Origin of the sequence: Thiomonas sp. 13-64-67 (assembly GCF_002282795.1) — a bacterium.
Classification (GTDB): domain Bacteria; phylum Pseudomonadota; class Gammaproteobacteria; order Burkholderiales; family Burkholderiaceae_C; genus Thiomonas; species Thiomonas arsenitoxydans.
Genome location: NZ_NCKP01000046.1, coordinates 1 through 14,690, shown reverse-complemented (window position 1 = coordinate 14,690; position 14,690 = coordinate 1). Strand labels below are relative to the sequence as shown.

The window sequence follows — 14,690 nt, the reverse complement described above, 5'->3', positions numbered from 1 at the left end:
GCTGGAACGCGGCTGGAGCGTGCGTGTTCCCCCGCGGATTCTGGTGCTGCGCGGGCCGACCCCGCCGCTCAACGCCCTGACCTTCCCGGCCTTGACGCAGGAGGGCTTGATCGAGCAGGCGCTGCAAAACCATTGGCTGCGATGCGCCGGGACTGGCGCAGAAATCACTTTTGAGCAGATTCTCATCAGCGCCATTTGGTCGTCGGCGCTGATCGGCGAAGACCGCATCCGGCGAGTCGCCGCCGCGCTCAGGGCCAACACCCTTCGCGTCAGCCCAGATGGTCGCCGGGTTTGGACGGAGTGGACTGACCGCAGCGGCAACTGGCAGCGACATCTGTTCGATCCGTTCACCGCCCTGCTTGCGTTGCGCTGGCTCGACCAACGCCGCGACAGCCCGCCCCTGAGCGGAGAAGCCGACTCGCCCCCGTCTGTGGCACGTCCGATTTGGAAGGCGCTCAAACGCTTTCTGGATGTCCAGTCCCTGGTCTTGGACAGCTATACCGACTTCGTGCGCTGCGCCCAGGCGAAGTGGCACTATCGGCTGCCGCCGTTTCTGGCGCAGGCGGCCCGCGGTCTTGTCGCCAACGCCTGTCTGCCGCCGCACGCCTGGTGGCGTCTGTTGATGGGCCGGCGACTGGCGCCCGAGCCGATCCCGGTGCCGACGGTGGAGCGCACCGGGCCGGGCCGCGCCTCTGAAACATCCCCTTCGTCCGCTGCCATCGTCCCCCCATCCGAACTCCGTCGCCTGCTGCGCGCCGCGCCGCAACAGGCTCCGCATATCGTGCGCGTGCTGCGCAACTTCGTGCGCCAGCATGCAACAGACCGGGACCGGCTGGAAGGGGTCTTGGCCGGATGGCTGATCGGACTGTTGCGCCCTTCTGGCCGCAAGGGCATTCGCCTGAGTTCGGCGCACGAGCTACTTGCCCGAGTGGATCGCAAACTCGCTGCGGTATTGGGTACGCATCTTCCCGACAAGGTCGCAGACTGGGACGATGCCATCCAGTCCATCGTGCAGGCCACGGGGGAGCGTCATCGCAGCAACATCGCCACCGCACTCCAACAGCTCGACACCTACGTGCGCGCCCACAAACGGTGGGATAGCCCGGCGCCCGACCTGGACGAGGGTGTGGGTTCCAGCGTCGACGCCCAACTGATCACCGAATCAGAGTTCGTGTCGGTGCGGCAAACACTGCGGCGCAGCGCCCAGCCACGCCACTGCCAGGCGGCGGCGATCCTGGGCTATCGTTGCGGTCTGCGACGCACGGAAATCCGCGGGTTGCGCTGGATCGATGTGCAATGGCGCCCGCAGCCCCTGCTGTTCGTGCGCAGCCATGCCGGACGCGCGCTCAAGCGCGACAGCGGCCGCCGTGTGCTGCCGCTGAGCGCGTTCTGCACGCAGGAGGAACTGGATCTGCTGCGCCTGATCCATGCGAAAACGGAGCGACTGCTGCAAAACCGCCCGGACTTCAGGGACACGGCCTTGTTCCTGCCCGATCCGCAGGCGCCGGACCAGCCCCGACCCGAGGAGTCCCTGTTCAACCCGGTGCAAGCGGCGATGCGCGCGGTCTGCGGGGAACCGTCGCTGCGATTCCACCACCTGCGGCATAGTGCGGCCAATGCGCTGCTCGCCCAGTTCATGGACGACCTCACCCCGGGAGCCGCCGCCCTGCTCGGCTTGAAACCCGAGTCCATTGCGCCCAAGCGCCAGGCCCTCCTCGGACTGGGCGAAGCCCAGCGCCCTTTGTTGTGGGCTGTGGCCGCCTTCATGGGGCACGCCACGCCGCAAACCACCTTGGGCAGCTATGTGCATCTACTCGACCTGCTGCTGGGTCTGGCGGTGCAACATGATGCGTCATCACCGCCTTCGAAGGTCATCGCCTGGTTGGCAGGCTCCACGGTCAATCAGGTGGACGTGCTGCACCACCGGCGGTACCCGCGCAGCAGTTGGGTCGTTCGCAGCGCACACTGGGTTAAAAAGTTAGCCGCGTCCTCAGCCCACGCGCAGTCCCTGCCTTGTCCCTGGCCCGCGGAGCCCCCGTCTGGCGTGGCGCCCAGCGCTGGCCAGCCCTCTCCGGTCGAGTCGGCGCTGATGAGCATCACCGATGCGTTGGCCTTGCTGGCTGCTTCACGCCGCGATCCCTATGACACGGAGTCGGTGCGCCAAGTCAGCGATACTCTGGCACAGCGCATCCATCAAGTCACGGAGCGGTGGGCGCAGTTGCGCGGTACCAGCCCGGCACGGCACCAGCGAACCGAACGCCCTGTCGCGCCGATGGTCGTCGGTCATTTGCGACTCGAACGGCCTCGCACGCTCAAGCAACTGCGCGCGCGGGCGCTGCGCACCACGGCCCAGGCCATGCTTGAGGCTTTGCGGCAATGGTGGCGGACGGATGCGGCAGCGGCCGAGCAGGCGCTGAGCCTGCACTGGCGCTTGCACGACAGCGATGATCATGCCGTGGCGTTCACCGCACTCGAGGATGCCCGGCGGTGGAAACAGATGCTCGATACCCTGTCGATACACTCCCCAGCGCTCCAAGCCCACGTGCTGTCATGGCAGCTCCGACCCGCGTTGCGCAGTGCGCACACGGCAACCGAGCAGGTACATCATTGGGCGACGGCACTCGGTGGCCCTGTGACGATCTCGGTCCAAGCAGCGCGGTCATTCCACCCCTCACATCCTTCGCCGCCGGATGGGCAGTTGCGCGTGATCGATGGCGCGCACGGCAAGGCCCGTCCTGGCGGGCTGATCGCCGCGCTGGATGCCGCCGCTTATGTGATGACTGTTTCCATTCTGGTGAGGAAAGGGCCTTAGCCGGTACGCGATCTGGCGCTGGGGATTTGTGGACAGTCGGCTACGCCGATGCCCGCCTGCGCTGGCGCCCCCCCGTGGGCGGCCCGTGGACAGCCTGCCGCCTGCCCACCGCCCGTCCACCGGTCGGCGGCTGCCCACAAGTTCCACAGCGCCCCGCCACCTCATTCCATTCCCAAACCCGTGCCATCCCGTGTTTTACGAACGCCCTCACACCAGTTCGGGCGCGGCCACCCGATAGGGTCGCCGTCCCAAGTGCTTGTGATAGGCGCCCCAGCCTGCCCCGTTGGGCAGTAGTCGCTGCATCAGATCGTCGGTGCCGGAGAGCCGGTCGGCCAGCGAGAGCAGTTCCGCTTCCGGGGTTTGCGGCTCTCGCAGGCCCATCCACGCCGGGGCATGCGCAACAGCGGCCAGAATGTGCAGCAGCGCCATCTCGTGTCCGGCAGGCAGGCGGATGCGCCAGCGGGCGATGGCGCCGGCCACCCATTCGATGACGGTGGTGCGATGACCAATGAGTCGCCCGCGGTCGCTCATCCCCCAACTGCCATCGGCACGCCGCCGATATTCTTCCGCCTTGCCGGCGTCGTGCAACAGCGCAGCCAGCACGGCCAGATCCCGGTCGACATACGCCCGGTCGGACGCCAGTGCGCGCACCTGCTCGGCCACTTCGACGGTGTGGCGCAGATTGCCCGCTTCGTCGTGATGGTGTCCTTCCATCGAAGACGGGCCGGTACAGAGCCGACGAAACCGCTCTGCGTCCCAAAAGAGGGCGTTGAGCAATAGGCGGTGGGAAACCGGCAAAGCCTCCCACAGCCGGTGTGCGCGCTGCAGTAGCGCAGGCTCCACCCGCCATCCGGGCAATGCGGTCTGGAACAATCCCAGCTCGGCCACGGGCCGCTCCAAGACCACCAGCCGCGCGATGGCCAGGCAGCCGTTCTCGCTGCGCCCGGGGCCGCTCCAGCGCGGACTGACCAACACCCCGCTGCGCAGCCGGGCATCGAGTTGGCCGGCGGACCAGCAGGCTTTGAAGCTGGCCTGGGTGTGAAACAGATGGGCCGTGTGATGCAGACATCCGGTCGCATCGGCTCGGCTGTTGACGCTGGCCAGCCGGTAGATCTGCGGCAACATCGGCAAGTCGCTGGGACAGGGGTGCGTGGGATCAGTCATGTTGGGCTCCTTGTGCGGCGGCGGGCAGGTTCTGCGTCACGTCCACACGGGCCATGGCCGTGGTGAGCAAGCGCTCGAACGCCGAGCCATCACGACGGGTCAGGTTGGGGACGTAGCGGCTGTAGACCTTGAACAGCATCTCGGTGGAGGTGTGTCCCATCTGCCGGGCGATCCATTCGGGGTTCTCGCCGGCGGCCAGCCAGAGGGTGGCGGCCGTATGCCGGGTCTGGTAAGGGCGCCGGGGCGTGTAGCCGAGATAGCGCAGCAGCGGGTACCACACGCGCTTGGTGACGTTGTTGTGATCCAGCGGCTGGCCCTGGCGGTTGCAAAACACCCAGTTCTTCAGAGGCCCGGTTCGCGCAAATTGCCTTTGGAGGGCATCGAACACGATCTGGCTCATCTGCACGTCACGGTTGGACTCGATGGTCTTGGTCTCGTCTTCCTCCCCCGCCACGAGGGTTTCGCGGATGAGAATGAGGCGGTGCGAGAAGTCGACGTACTTCCACTTGAGCCCGTCGATCTCTCCGGTGCGCAGTCCGGTAAAGAAGCGCACGGTGTAGTAATCACGGAAATCCTCACGCGCGGCCGCGAGCAGCGCCTTGACCTCGTCGAGGGTGAAGGGCTGCACGTCGCTCTTGGCGACCTTGAGCGGCTTGATGTTGTAAAACGGACAGGTAAACTGGTAGCGGTCGGAGGCTTCAAAGAGGATTCCGCGCAGGATGTTCATCACTGCGTTGATTCTGCGGGGTGACAGGGTTTCCTTCTTGCGGCCCGGAGCTTTGGCGAGTGAGGACCGAAAGATCAGAATCTGTTCCCGCGAGATGCTTCCGACTTCCTGCTGCCCGAAGTGCGGCAACAGGTGCACCGAGACGATGTCGGCGACCGTGCGCTGGTAAGAGCGCCGCCATTGCACGGCGTTCTCGGCTTGCCATTGCTGCGCGAAATCGGCGAACAGTGGGGTTGGAGGAATCGCTGCCGCCGTAAACGTCGCTGTGGTACTCGGCGGGGCCGACGTTGCGGATGCTATTGCCGATCGGGTGCTAAATCCTGCTTTCGGGAAATAGGCGCCTGGATCAAACGTCCCAAGTTGCATATCGCGTTGGATTCGTGCAGCAAGTCGCTCCAACTTCTTCCGGTTCTCTTTCGTGTCCTCCATGGACGTCTGTTCACGGTAGCGCTTGCCGCCGTGCCGGAAGTCCAGAAAGAGCTTGCCCGTGTCTGGGCGGACTCGGATGTTAGGCATGACACACGCTCCCGTCTGCCATCCGAATCGCCGAAGACTCGCCCGACAGCGCGTTGAGGTCTTTTTCGATCTGCTCCCAGATGTAGAGGATCTTGCGGCGCCCGAATGGGCGCACGTAGTGAATGCCTTCAAGCAGCACGGAGTCCTTGAGACGTTCGCGGATTGTCCGCGCGTCGTACTTGATCCGGGCTGAAAGCTCGTCGGTGGTGAGATAGGTGCACATCGTGTTGCTCTCCTAGTAAGATGCGTTGAAGGTCGGATTCACTCCCCATTGCTCGGAATGATCTCCTGGAGACCATTCTATGTCGTTGTAGATCTTTTGCAAGCCAAAACGATCTCCCTGTTGCAAAAATGATTCGCTGGAGGTCATTGTGATCAAATGCAGACTCTCTTCACTGCTGGGCGACCGCAAACTCAAGATTGCGGACGTCGCGCGCGACACCGGGATCAACCGCGGAACCTTGACGCGCCTCTATCACGAGACTGCAGAGCGGATAGAGCTCGATGTGCTGGACAAGCTTTGCGAGTACTTCGGGTGTGAAGTGCAGGATTTGCTACGGCACGAGGCCGGAACCTCGGCGCGATAGCCCACGAGGCCAGATGCGCTTTTTCGCATCCCCCACTATGACCCAGATAAGGGGGTGCGCCGCGAGGCCATTCCGGCGCCGAATCTTGGCGCCTGCCGCAGCTTTAGATCGAAATGGATAGGAGACAGCGCAGCGCGCGACTCAATGCAGATGGGGCCCCGGCGGAGCGGTCTCGCTTGTGCTCCCGCAACACTTCTTGAACTTCTTCCCGCTGCCGCATGGGCATGGTTCGTTGCGGCCGACTTTCGACGTGGCGCGCACGGCGGGAGTACGCTGCCGCCCGAATCCGAAGTCATCCTCGACGATCCCTGCAGGCACCGCCTGCCGCCGTTCTTTCCAGAAAGCGTGAATCTTGATTAGCGTCGGTGCGACGGCCTGCATCCACAGCTCGGCATTGCTTTCATTCTTCGTGGAGTTGATGCCCGTCTCCGTACCCAGTCGTAGGAAAGGCGTCACCCAGGTTGGCTGAATCACCCATAAACCCGCCCAGGCCTCACGGTCGAACTGCGTGCCCAGCAAGAACCCTTCGCACCATTCGGCGGCGCCCCATTGCGCGCCACGCCAATAAATGGGCTCGAACGCAGCCGGGTCGGTCAAGAAGGTTTGAACAATGCCATTCAGAAAACGCATCAGCAGACCCATGATGCGATTGGCCTGATCGAGATCAGCGAATACGGCCTCCTCCTGCCCTTCGTCGGCATCCCACACCCAGGGCAACCACTGCGATGGCATCACCACGCGCGGGCCGATGAGGATGGCCGTCAGATACCCCTCCAGCATGGACAGATCCATCGACCGATCCTCCATATCGGGCTGAGCCAGAAAATCGCTGAGCTCGTCGAGCTCTTCGGCAGTCAGGGCTTGGTTGAGATCGGTCATGGAGATAGCTTTTCAAGGTGTCGTCGAAGGCATGCGTTACGGCTTCGTCGCCAAATAGCCCTTCGCGGGAAACACCGTCACAATGGAGGCGGTGCCCGACGGACACTCTTGCGGGTTGTTGGTATAGGTCACCTGACCGTTCACGACGCATTTCAGCAGTTTGTCGCCCGCCGCGATGAATGGGCGATTTTGAACTGGCGGCGTTTGCGGGGTCGCAGCCGTGTGGGCGCTTGGGTTGACGGGCGCAGGGGCGACGGCGGTCGCTGGACTGGGGATCGGCCCGCTCTGGGGCGCGTGCCCGTGCAGCGGCCCTGTGGTCGTCTGAAACGTCTTGATCGACATCCCCAAGGCAATGATCGAGATAACGAACCAAGCCACCGCCATCCACGGAATCGGCTTCACGACCCAACCTCCTGACGCGCAGACAGCGTATGCCCGCACCGTGTGCACGACCAGAACCGGCTTGCATTGGTGGAGTTGGTTCTGAGCGTCATTTTCGTTCCGCACTGTACGCAGGTGGGCCGCCAGAACTCGCCCTCCGTGGCCACCGCCAGCAAGCGTTGCTGCACTTCAACGGGCTGCGCCAGAATGCGGGCCAGCAGCCCCCTGCCATCCACCCACACGATGTCATGCCGGGCCGCCAAATCCACCGCGCCGGGCAGGAACGAGGACGAGGTGATGAACAACGCCGTGCTGACGCCATGATCGGTTTTCAGGCCCAGGAATTCGCGGATCGGCACTTCACTGATCTTTTTCCTTGACCAGTTCTTGCATTGCACGATGCCGATCAACTGCGATTTGGACGCATCGCTATAGAGCCGGATGTCGATGCCGCCATCCGCACCGAACGCCTGCGATGCGGTGAACCATCCCTCCTGTTGCAGCAACGCCTCGCACAGCGCTTCAAAGCGCCGCCATTCGATCAGATCGAACACGGCTTGCGTCCATGCTGTCGGCCGCGCAACGGCGGCCTCCGCCCGCTCGGGGGGACGCCAGCGGTCGCGCAGGTCATCGTCGATCAATACGTCTGCGGGTTGACTGGATCTGTGTTTTGAGGGGGACCGACGGCTCCCGAAGCTCGGCTCGACAGGCTTCCAGCTCAAATCACCGCCCCGTCGGGTGGACATTGCCTGCAAGCCAAGGAGGAAGGCGCCGAGAGCGACGGCCAGCCACGCCCAGGGACGCAACGCCATGAACATGAGCGCCAAGGGACTGTTTTGCAAAAAATTCAGCGCAAGCAGCCCGCCCCCGCCGATGGCGAGCAGCGTGAACCCCATTTCACCGAGGCTTTTACTCTTACGGCGGCGTGCCATCGTCAGCCCCCAATCTTGGCTTCGAGCTGTTTCGCCACGTCCCGCCCCTGATCATCGCGTTCGACGGCGAACAGAAACAGGCAGCGCCCCACGCTGCTGCGCTCCCATTGCTCACCGGCCAGTTTTTTCTCGCGCGAGTCGTCGTTGGTCTTGTAGGGCTCGCCCTTGTATTCCACGACGAGAATGCGACCGTCAATGAGTTCGGCCACAAAGTCCGGGTAGAAGTAATCCGTGGCGGTCGGGAGCCAGAACGAACATTGCGGCTGGCGCTCGATATTGCGCACCCAGAACTTCACCAGGCGGTGCGCGTCGATCAACTGGGCGCAGCGGAACTCTTCGGCTTCCTTCCCGCCGGGGGTCTTCTCCCGCAAGTCGTGAATCACCGGGTAGAAGTGCTTGTCGAATTGGTAGCTGCCCCGGTACGCATTCCTGGCCGGATATTGCCCGAGCTGGAAGCGAAAGCTGTGCGGCGCGGCTTGTTCTGTTGGCGGCACAGTCATCTCCGGCAGTCGAAGCTGGAACCCCTGCGCCACGGCATATTGCCGCAGGCGTTCGATTTCGCGCTCGATGGCCTGCGCCAACTGGAACCGCGCCCGCACCAGCGCGGTGAGGGTCATGCGCCGGTCGTGCAGCAGGTGCTGCACCATGCGCAGCAAATAGGCCTGCAATTGCGGCTGCGACACATCGGGCTGGCGCAACTCCCGATCCAGCCACGCCACCAGGTCGTGCTCGGACACATGGCTGGGGGCATCGTCGAGGTGAAGCTGCGCGGTGTCGATCTTGCGGTATTCAACGCGGGCGGCGTTCACGTCGATCTGGAAGGTGTTCACCGTCTCGGTGAGGTTGAACCCGGCCAGTTGGGCGGGCTGCTTCGCCAGATTCCAGTCGCCCAGCCCGGTCAGCGTTTCTCGTTCCACCGTTTCCAGGTGGCCGTCCAGGTTCAGACAAAGTTGCGGAATGGGGATGAAGGTCGCGCCCAATTGCGCCGGGGCGCGCATCGCCTGGCGCAGGGCGCGGAAGTCGTCGAACTGATCGCGCACCTTGTCGCGTTCCTTGGCGGGGACGGTGTTCTCGAAGAAGGCTTGCGCCTGCGCCAGCGTGTCCGCGTTGACATCGCCGCGCAGAATCACCGTTGCGCCCAGCGAAGTTGGGCGGATGTCCACGGCCTGCCGCAGCGGTTCCGGCCAGTGCTGGGTGTCAGGCGCTTGCGAAACCTGCAGCATGAAGTCAGGAATCGCGTTTGGCGCCCTGCCTTGTCCCCCTTGCAAATCGAGTGAGCCCTGCGGCAGCAAGGCGGCTGCCGCCTCGAAACGCTCGAAGCCCATGTTCTGCACCATGCGGTCTTTGAGCGTGGACGCCGCCTGGGCGAAGTTCTCGGCAATGATGTGGGCATAGGCCTTGTTCAGCGCCTCCTGCTGGCGGGAGCGGGCATAGGGCATGCGCAGCACGCGGCCAAGCAACTGCTCCACGTCCTTGGCCGAGTTCACCGATTGCAGCGAAGCCAGCACATAGGCAAAGGAGCAATCCCAGCCTTCCTTGAGCGCTTCCACGGTGATGACGTAGCGAACCGGGCAAGCGCGGTCGAACAGGTCGATGCCGTCGAGTTCCTTTTGCGCGCCGGTGGCCACCGCGATCTGATCTTCGGGAATCTTTTGCTCGTCGATCAGGTACTGGCGCACCACCTCCACCGTGGCCTCATTCCCTTTGGGCGCCGCCTGAATCAGGACGATGGGCCGAATGTAGTCGGGCTCGGCCTGCGCCGTGGTCTCCAACTGGTCGCGGGTGCGCATGGCGTCGGCCACACAGTCGCGCCAGCCTTGCGGATGCTCGGCCAGCACGATGGGCAGCTTGATCATCTGCTCGGCCTTGAGTTCCTGGGCGCTGACATGGTGCAGCACGTTGTTGCCGGGAACCGGCGTGGCGGTGAGTTCGATGATGCAACTGGGATTCACCCGCCCCAGCGTCTGGAAGAATCGCTCGGTGCGGTTGTTGTGCGCCTCGTCCACGATGACCACCGGGCGCTGCAGGTGCAGCCAGTTCGCCACGGAATACTTCACCCTCCCCACGTCTTTCTCGGTCAGGTAGGGTTGGCTCAGCAGATCGGCGGCGGTGACTTTCTCTAGCCCCTGCGTGAGGTGCGGCGGTAGGTTGTCGAAGTGCGGCGCCAGTTCCTCGAAGAAGGCGTACACATTGCGCTGCGCGGTGTTGCTGACGTTGAAGCTCTGAATGGTGGCCACCACTACGATGGCCGCCTTGCCCACGTCCTGCGGGCTGAGGGTTTGCAGGCTGTCGAGGTCGCACACTTGCACGCGGTCGCCGAAGGCGTGGGCGAGCGCCTGCCGGTAGGGGTGGCGCACATTGGTCAGGGCTTCGAGGGTCTGGGTGCGGATGGTGTCGGAGGGGGTGAGCCACAGCGTCACGGGGGCATCGGTGTCGAGCAGGGTACGCGATGTGGCGGCGATGCAGTGCGCGGCCAAAAGTGTCTTGCCGCCGCCGGTGGGGATGCGCAGGCACACGGCGGGGGTGTCACCGAAAATCGGCTGGTAGGCCACGGCCCGTTCCTGCCCGGCCAGGGTGGCGGCGAAGGCTTGCGCCACGGGCTGGCTGCGGCAGCGCTGCAAAAACGCGGTGAGCGCATCAAGGGTTTGCTGCTGGTAGGTCTTGAGGGTGAGCATGACAGTCAGCGCATCTTGATGTCGTAGGGAATCTGCTTGAAGGTGATGCCCTCGGCAGCAAGCCGCGCCGGGCCAAGACGGCTGCTTTCGCCGTAGATCACCTTCGGGCCGGGATGCGCGGCGAGCGCCTGCAAGTGCTGCAGGACGGGATGGGTGAGCACATTGCCGCCATCGGGCCTGCGGTCGCCCAGAATGCCGTTGTAAAGCAGGTAGTAGGCCGTGCCGTTGTGCATGCCCAGCAAGGGCGAATCGAAGTCCTGCGCGCCGGGCTCGCCCACTTCGAGGTGCCAGACATAGGCGGCCAGCGTGGCAAAACGCACGGCGGCGTTGATGTGGCCGTGGGCGTCGAACGCCGTCTCGCCCAGGGTGTAGAAACGAAAACCGCCGCCGCCCTTCCAGCCGACCGCCTCGCTGATGCCGCCCTGTTCGCCGTCGATGACCTTTTGCAGGCGTGGGATGCAGTGGGTGCGGGCGTGCTCGCCCATTTCGATGCCGATCCAGCGACGGCCCATCTTTTGCGCCACGGCGGCCGTGGTGCCGGAGCCGAGGAAGGAGTCGAGGATGAGGTCGCCGGGGTTGGTGGCTATATCCAGCATCCGTTCGATTAAGCGCTCTGGCTTTGGAGTGCCAAAGACGTTCTCGGAATCGAATGCCAATACCTCCTTTTTGGCCTCCTGGGTATGGCCAACTTCTTCGTGAAGCCAGATCGTTTGTGGAACAACCCCAGATCTCACATCCGACAAAAATCGCTTAAGGCGTGGCTGGTTGTTCCCTGAACTGCCCCACCAGATGCGGTTGTCTGCGTCGAGTTCCAGAAACTTTTCCTTTGCTATTGTCCAATAGCGACCTGGGGGTGGCCCGCTGATAACTCTTCCCGTTCGGCTCGTCACGCTGTAGGTGCCAAGGGAATAGAAGTTTCTTGCAGAAAGATCGCTTGAAGTCCATACGCCCCGGGGATCGTTATCAGGATTTTTGTATGTTGAATCGGCCTTGGCTGTGCGCCGCAAGAGATTCCTGTTCCAGGACTGTTTGGCCTTGGCATAGGACAAAACGTGGTCGTGCGAATCGGACAAGTGAACGGCAGTGCTGTTCGGCGAGAAACGCTTCTGCCATATGACGTTTGAAACAAAATTGTTTCGCCCAAACACCTCATCCATCAACACCTTGAGGTAGTGCGCTTCGTTGTCGTCGATGGTCACCCAGATCGAGCCGTCCTCCGCCAGCAACTCGCGCAGCAGCACCAGTCGCGGGTACATCATCGACAGCCACTGGCTGTGCTCCAGCTTGTCGTCGTAATGCTCGAACGCGCTCTGGGTGTTGTAGGGCGGATCGATGAAGATGCACTTCACCCGGCCCGCATAGAACGGAATCAGCGCCTTGAGCGCAAGCAGGTTGTCGCCCTGGATCAGCAGATTGTCGGCCGCGTCGCCGTAGGTCTGTTGTTGGTGGAGCAGGTGATAAGGCACGTCGCGCGACGTTTCCTTGGCCTGGTTTTTGTTGACCCAATCGAGAAATGGCATGGGGTGGTGTGTTGTATGAAGGCGTGCCGCCAATGGCTACGCCGCGAGCAAGCGTAGCAAGTCGTCCAGCGTAGGTTCTATTTTTCGCCCGACTTGCAAGGCATCAGCGCCGAAGTAAGCGCTTTTCCTGCGCCCGCTTTTGTACCGCGATGCTCCATCCGGTATCGGTATCGAGCAGCGCAGCAACCTGGTCGAACTGGTGAATGCGCTGGCGGATGGCGTAGTCCACCACATGGCTTGCGCCTTTGCCGTGGGCGCAGCGCACGGTCACACGCAAACCGCTGCCGCGTTGCACGTACAGCGCCTTGACGTGCTGCAAAAAGGCCTGTTCGGTTTCGCCCTCGCCGACAAGGAGCAGGGTGCGGCATTGGGGGCGATTCAGATGTCGCGGCGTCATTACAGATTGGGCACCGCGCCAAACGCACCGGCCATGTATTTGCCGTACAGGCTGACATCGCTGCGCACGCCGCTGATCTGATCGAGCCGCAGGGCGGTGCTTTCACAATCCGCGTTCTTCTCCACCAACATGACCTGATGTTTATCCAGCAGGTTCAGCACTTCGATGGCGTGGCTGGTGAACACCAACTGGGCGTTATGCGGATTGGTCCGCTGACTGGCAAAGAGATCGAGAATCGCCGCCAGCATGTGGGGATGCAAGTCGCTCTCGAATTCATCGATCACCGCCAAGCCGCCCTTGCTGAGAGTGGGTAGCAAGAAGGAGAGCAAGGAGAACGCGCTCTTGGTGCCGTTGGACTCCAGGAAAAAGGGCAACTCGAAATCCTGACCGTGACTGGCATGGCGACCGTAGGGCATCCAGACCTTCTGTTTGACGTCAGGGTTGAGCAGGTTCTGCGCGACTTCGGACTCGCGGATGCTCAGTCCAGAAAGGCCCAGATCCCAGCCACAGAGCAGACTTTCCATCTGCTCGCGCAGAGGCGGGTTCTCATAGAAGTTCTTGCTGGCCTGCAACACGGCAAGATCGCCCGTCTGGACACGGCCCACCATGTTCACGTTGCTGCTGACGATAGGTGTGGCGAGCTTGAGCGCCAAGGGCACGCCGTATTGCGCAGCCCAGGCAATCAGCGAGACATTGGGCCGCGCTTCCACCGCCTTGCCGTGGTCGAGACCAAAGTCCTGCTGCCGCACGACGTAAGCCGCTTTGGCTTCGTCCCAGTCCCGGATGTAGACATAGCGAAAGCGGTCATGTTTGCGGTACAGCGCTTCGTGCAGCACCCGCTGCGGGGTGCAACGCAGAACATAGCGCCACAGCTCACCCTTGATCTCGGCGGTGCATTCCAATTCCACCGGCTCGGCGTTGTTGGCGAAATGCGGCGACACCGGAATGGGGGCTCCCGGCTGCGTTTGCTGGAACGAGGCACTCAGAAACCAACCCAGAAACGCCAAGGGCTTGAGCAACGCTGTCTTGCCGGAAGCGTTCGCGCCGATGACGCCCAGCACCTTGGACACACGCTGACCGGCAGCGCTGGTCGCCATCCAGTCGGTGTGGGGAACGCGCTGATTGACGACGAGATCAACCTCGACACGATCCAAGAAAGACTGGAAATTGGTCGCCGCATAGCTGTGCAGCATGGGGTGGGCTCCTATCTTTAATTTCACACGATATTTCGTGTGAAATCAATTATACCCGGCCATTATGCCTTGTCGATAAGGCCATCGAGATTCGCCCGAGTTTTAGAGCGCCCCAGGTCGCCACCGGCATCACAACTAAAGTAGGGGGTGGGTTTGATCGATCGGCGCATGTATTTCATGCCATCCCGTTCGAAACTCCGTGCCCAATTCAGGGAAGCTCATGTTGACCGAAGGTCATAACGCGCGTGCAAGGCGCCTTGGTTTGGGCACGAGATGGGCACGGATTGGGCACCGTGCCCAAAATGCCGCAGGCAAAAAAAAGCCAAGAACCGCTAAGTCCTTGGCTTCATGTTGACGCCGCTCAGGATCCGCTTGTGTCGCGACTCTTCCCAGACGCATCCCGGGTGAGCTCGCTGCGCGGATACACAGTCGAGCTGTAGGCCGGTCTCGGGTCTTGGTCAGCTCCACTAGGACGAACAGACCGACGACCAGCAAAAGCCAGGTTCCACCCACGATCAGTCGCGACGTGCGTTTGCGGCGGCGTTCGCAATGGGGGCTTCGCTCAGCGAACTCTAGCGGATCAAGGCCTTTGTGTTGGCGCCGATGCCGATTTGAGCCATGCGCCGGGTTTGCGGTGAGCCGGTTGGAGGGCGACGAAATTCAAGCCTGACGCCGCGCGCAGCTCGTTTTCCATGGCCCAGTCGCCGATCGGCATGTGGCTCAAATCGGCATCGGCGCCAACAGTCTGCGTTCAGGCACCCTTCGGGATTGAGCTAAGGGCTGTAGCTGGGCAGATTGATCGTCAAACCGAATGCGTGCGACGACATCAACCATCTCATCGACCAGCAGATCGCGCGCATTCATCATCAGGTCGAATCGCTGCGCTTGCTGGAGCAGCAGTTGCACG

Annotated in this window: 12 protein-coding genes; 2 read left to right on the top strand and 10 right to left on the bottom strand. The window is 62.8% G+C overall.

Annotation, left to right across the window (positions count from 1 at the left end; genetic code table 11):
- Window positions 1-2,812 (top strand): tyrosine-type recombinase/integrase (locus tag B7X30_RS11460; protein ID WP_286730715.1); only part of this gene is annotated, 2,812 nt, incomplete at its 5' end.
- A 207-nt stretch (window positions 2,813-3,019) separates the two neighbouring features.
- Here B7X30_RS11460 and B7X30_RS11455 read toward each other — a convergent pair.
- Genes B7X30_RS11455 through B7X30_RS11445 form a run of 3 tightly spaced genes read right to left on the bottom strand, consistent with a single transcriptional unit; the run spans window position 3,020 to window position 5,442 of the window.
- On the bottom strand, window positions 3,020-3,976 hold the full coding sequence (locus B7X30_RS11455; protein ID WP_286730714.1) for an HD domain-containing protein: 957 nt from the start codon (window positions 3,974-3,976) through the stop codon (window positions 3,020-3,022).
- On the bottom strand, window positions 3,969-5,219 hold the full coding sequence (locus B7X30_RS11450; RefSeq protein WP_286730712.1) for a site-specific integrase: 1,251 nt from the start codon (window positions 5,217-5,219) through the stop codon (window positions 3,969-3,971). Before B7X30_RS11450 ends, B7X30_RS11455 begins: the two co-directional genes overlap by 8 nt.
- Window positions 5,212-5,442: a hypothetical protein gene (locus tag B7X30_RS11445; protein WP_013107495.1), complete on the bottom strand. Its 231-nt coding sequence runs from the start codon at window positions 5,440-5,442 to the stop codon at window positions 5,212-5,214. The genes B7X30_RS11450 and B7X30_RS11445 overlap by 8 nt, the downstream gene beginning before the upstream one ends.
- 148 nt (window positions 5,443-5,590) lie before the next feature.
- Here B7X30_RS11445 and B7X30_RS11440 point away from each other — a divergent pair, with 148 nt between their 5' ends.
- On the top strand, window positions 5,591-5,806 hold the full coding sequence (locus tag B7X30_RS11440) for a helix-turn-helix domain-containing protein (RefSeq protein WP_013107496.1): 216 nt from the start codon (window positions 5,591-5,593) through the stop codon (window positions 5,804-5,806).
- 141 nt (window positions 5,807-5,947) lie between these two features.
- Here B7X30_RS11440 and B7X30_RS11435 read toward each other — a convergent pair whose 3' ends face one another.
- From B7X30_RS11435 to B7X30_RS11405, 7 genes are all read right to left on the bottom strand, one after another.
- A complete protein-coding gene (locus B7X30_RS11435) occupies window positions 5,948-6,685 on the bottom strand; it encodes a UPF0149 family protein (RefSeq protein WP_286730709.1) in 738 nt (245 codons plus the stop codon).
- A 36-nt stretch (window positions 6,686-6,721) separates the two neighbouring features.
- Window positions 6,722-7,087 (bottom strand): hypothetical protein, encoded by a 366-nt coding sequence (locus B7X30_RS11430; RefSeq protein WP_286730708.1) that lies wholly within the window; start codon window positions 7,085-7,087, stop codon window positions 6,722-6,724.
- Window positions 7,084-7,998 (bottom strand): restriction endonuclease, encoded by a 915-nt coding sequence (locus B7X30_RS11425; protein WP_286730706.1) that lies wholly within the window; start codon window positions 7,996-7,998, stop codon window positions 7,084-7,086. The genes B7X30_RS11430 and B7X30_RS11425 overlap by 4 nt, the downstream gene beginning before the upstream one ends.
- 2 nt (window positions 7,999-8,000) lie before the next feature.
- On the bottom strand, window positions 8,001-10,673 hold the full coding sequence (locus B7X30_RS11420) for a DEAD/DEAH box helicase (protein ID WP_286730703.1): 2,673 nt from the start codon (window positions 10,671-10,673) through the stop codon (window positions 8,001-8,003).
- A gap of 5 nt (window positions 10,674-10,678) precedes the next feature.
- The gene (locus tag B7X30_RS11415) at window positions 10,679-12,193 is read right to left on the bottom strand and encodes a site-specific DNA-methyltransferase (RefSeq protein ID WP_276732739.1); all 1,515 of its coding nucleotides are present in this window, start codon (window positions 12,191-12,193) and stop codon (window positions 10,679-10,681) included.
- 103 nt (window positions 12,194-12,296) lie between these two features.
- Window positions 12,297-12,590: a hypothetical protein gene (locus tag B7X30_RS11410; protein ID WP_286730699.1), complete on the bottom strand. Its 294-nt coding sequence runs from the start codon at window positions 12,588-12,590 to the stop codon at window positions 12,297-12,299.
- Window positions 12,590-13,783 carry an AAA family ATPase gene (locus B7X30_RS11405; RefSeq protein ID WP_286730696.1) on the bottom strand — a complete coding sequence of 398 codons (1,194 nt, stop codon included), beginning with the start codon at window positions 13,781-13,783 and terminating at the stop codon, window positions 12,590-12,592. The genes B7X30_RS11410 and B7X30_RS11405 overlap by 1 nt, the downstream gene beginning before the upstream one ends.
- Window positions 13,784-14,690 lie beyond the last annotated feature (907 nt).

What these genes read in the sequence shown, in the direction of transcription:
- B7X30_RS11435 (WP_286730709.1), bottom strand. Translation starts at nt 6,685, where the DNA reads ATGACCGATCTCAACCAAGCCCTGACTGCCGAAGAGCTCGACGAGCTC.
- B7X30_RS11410 (WP_286730699.1), bottom strand. Translation starts at nt 12,590, where the DNA reads ATGACGCCGCGACATCTGAATCGCCCCCAATGCCGCACCCTGCTCCTT.
- B7X30_RS11420 (WP_286730703.1), bottom strand. Translation starts at nt 10,673, where the DNA reads ATGCTCACCCTCAAGACCTACCAGCAGCAAACCCTTGATGCGCTCACC.
- B7X30_RS11455 (WP_286730714.1), bottom strand. Translation starts at nt 3,976, where the DNA reads ATGACTGATCCCACGCACCCCTGTCCCAGCGACTTGCCGATGTTGCCG.
- B7X30_RS11405 (WP_286730696.1), bottom strand. Translation starts at nt 13,783, where the DNA reads ATGCTGCACAGCTATGCGGCGACCAATTTCCAGTCTTTCTTGGATCGT.
- B7X30_RS11425 (WP_286730706.1), bottom strand. Translation starts at nt 7,998, where the DNA reads ATGGCACGCCGCCGTAAGAGTAAAAGCCTCGGTGAAATGGGGTTCACG.
- B7X30_RS11450 (WP_286730712.1), bottom strand. Translation starts at nt 5,219, where the DNA reads ATGCCTAACATCCGAGTCCGCCCAGACACGGGCAAGCTCTTTCTGGAC.
- B7X30_RS11415 (WP_276732739.1), bottom strand. Translation starts at nt 12,193, where the DNA reads ATGCCATTTCTCGATTGGGTCAACAAAAACCAGGCCAAGGAAACGTCG.
- B7X30_RS11445 (WP_013107495.1), bottom strand. Translation starts at nt 5,442, where the DNA reads ATGTGCACCTATCTCACCACCGACGAGCTTTCAGCCCGGATCAAGTAC.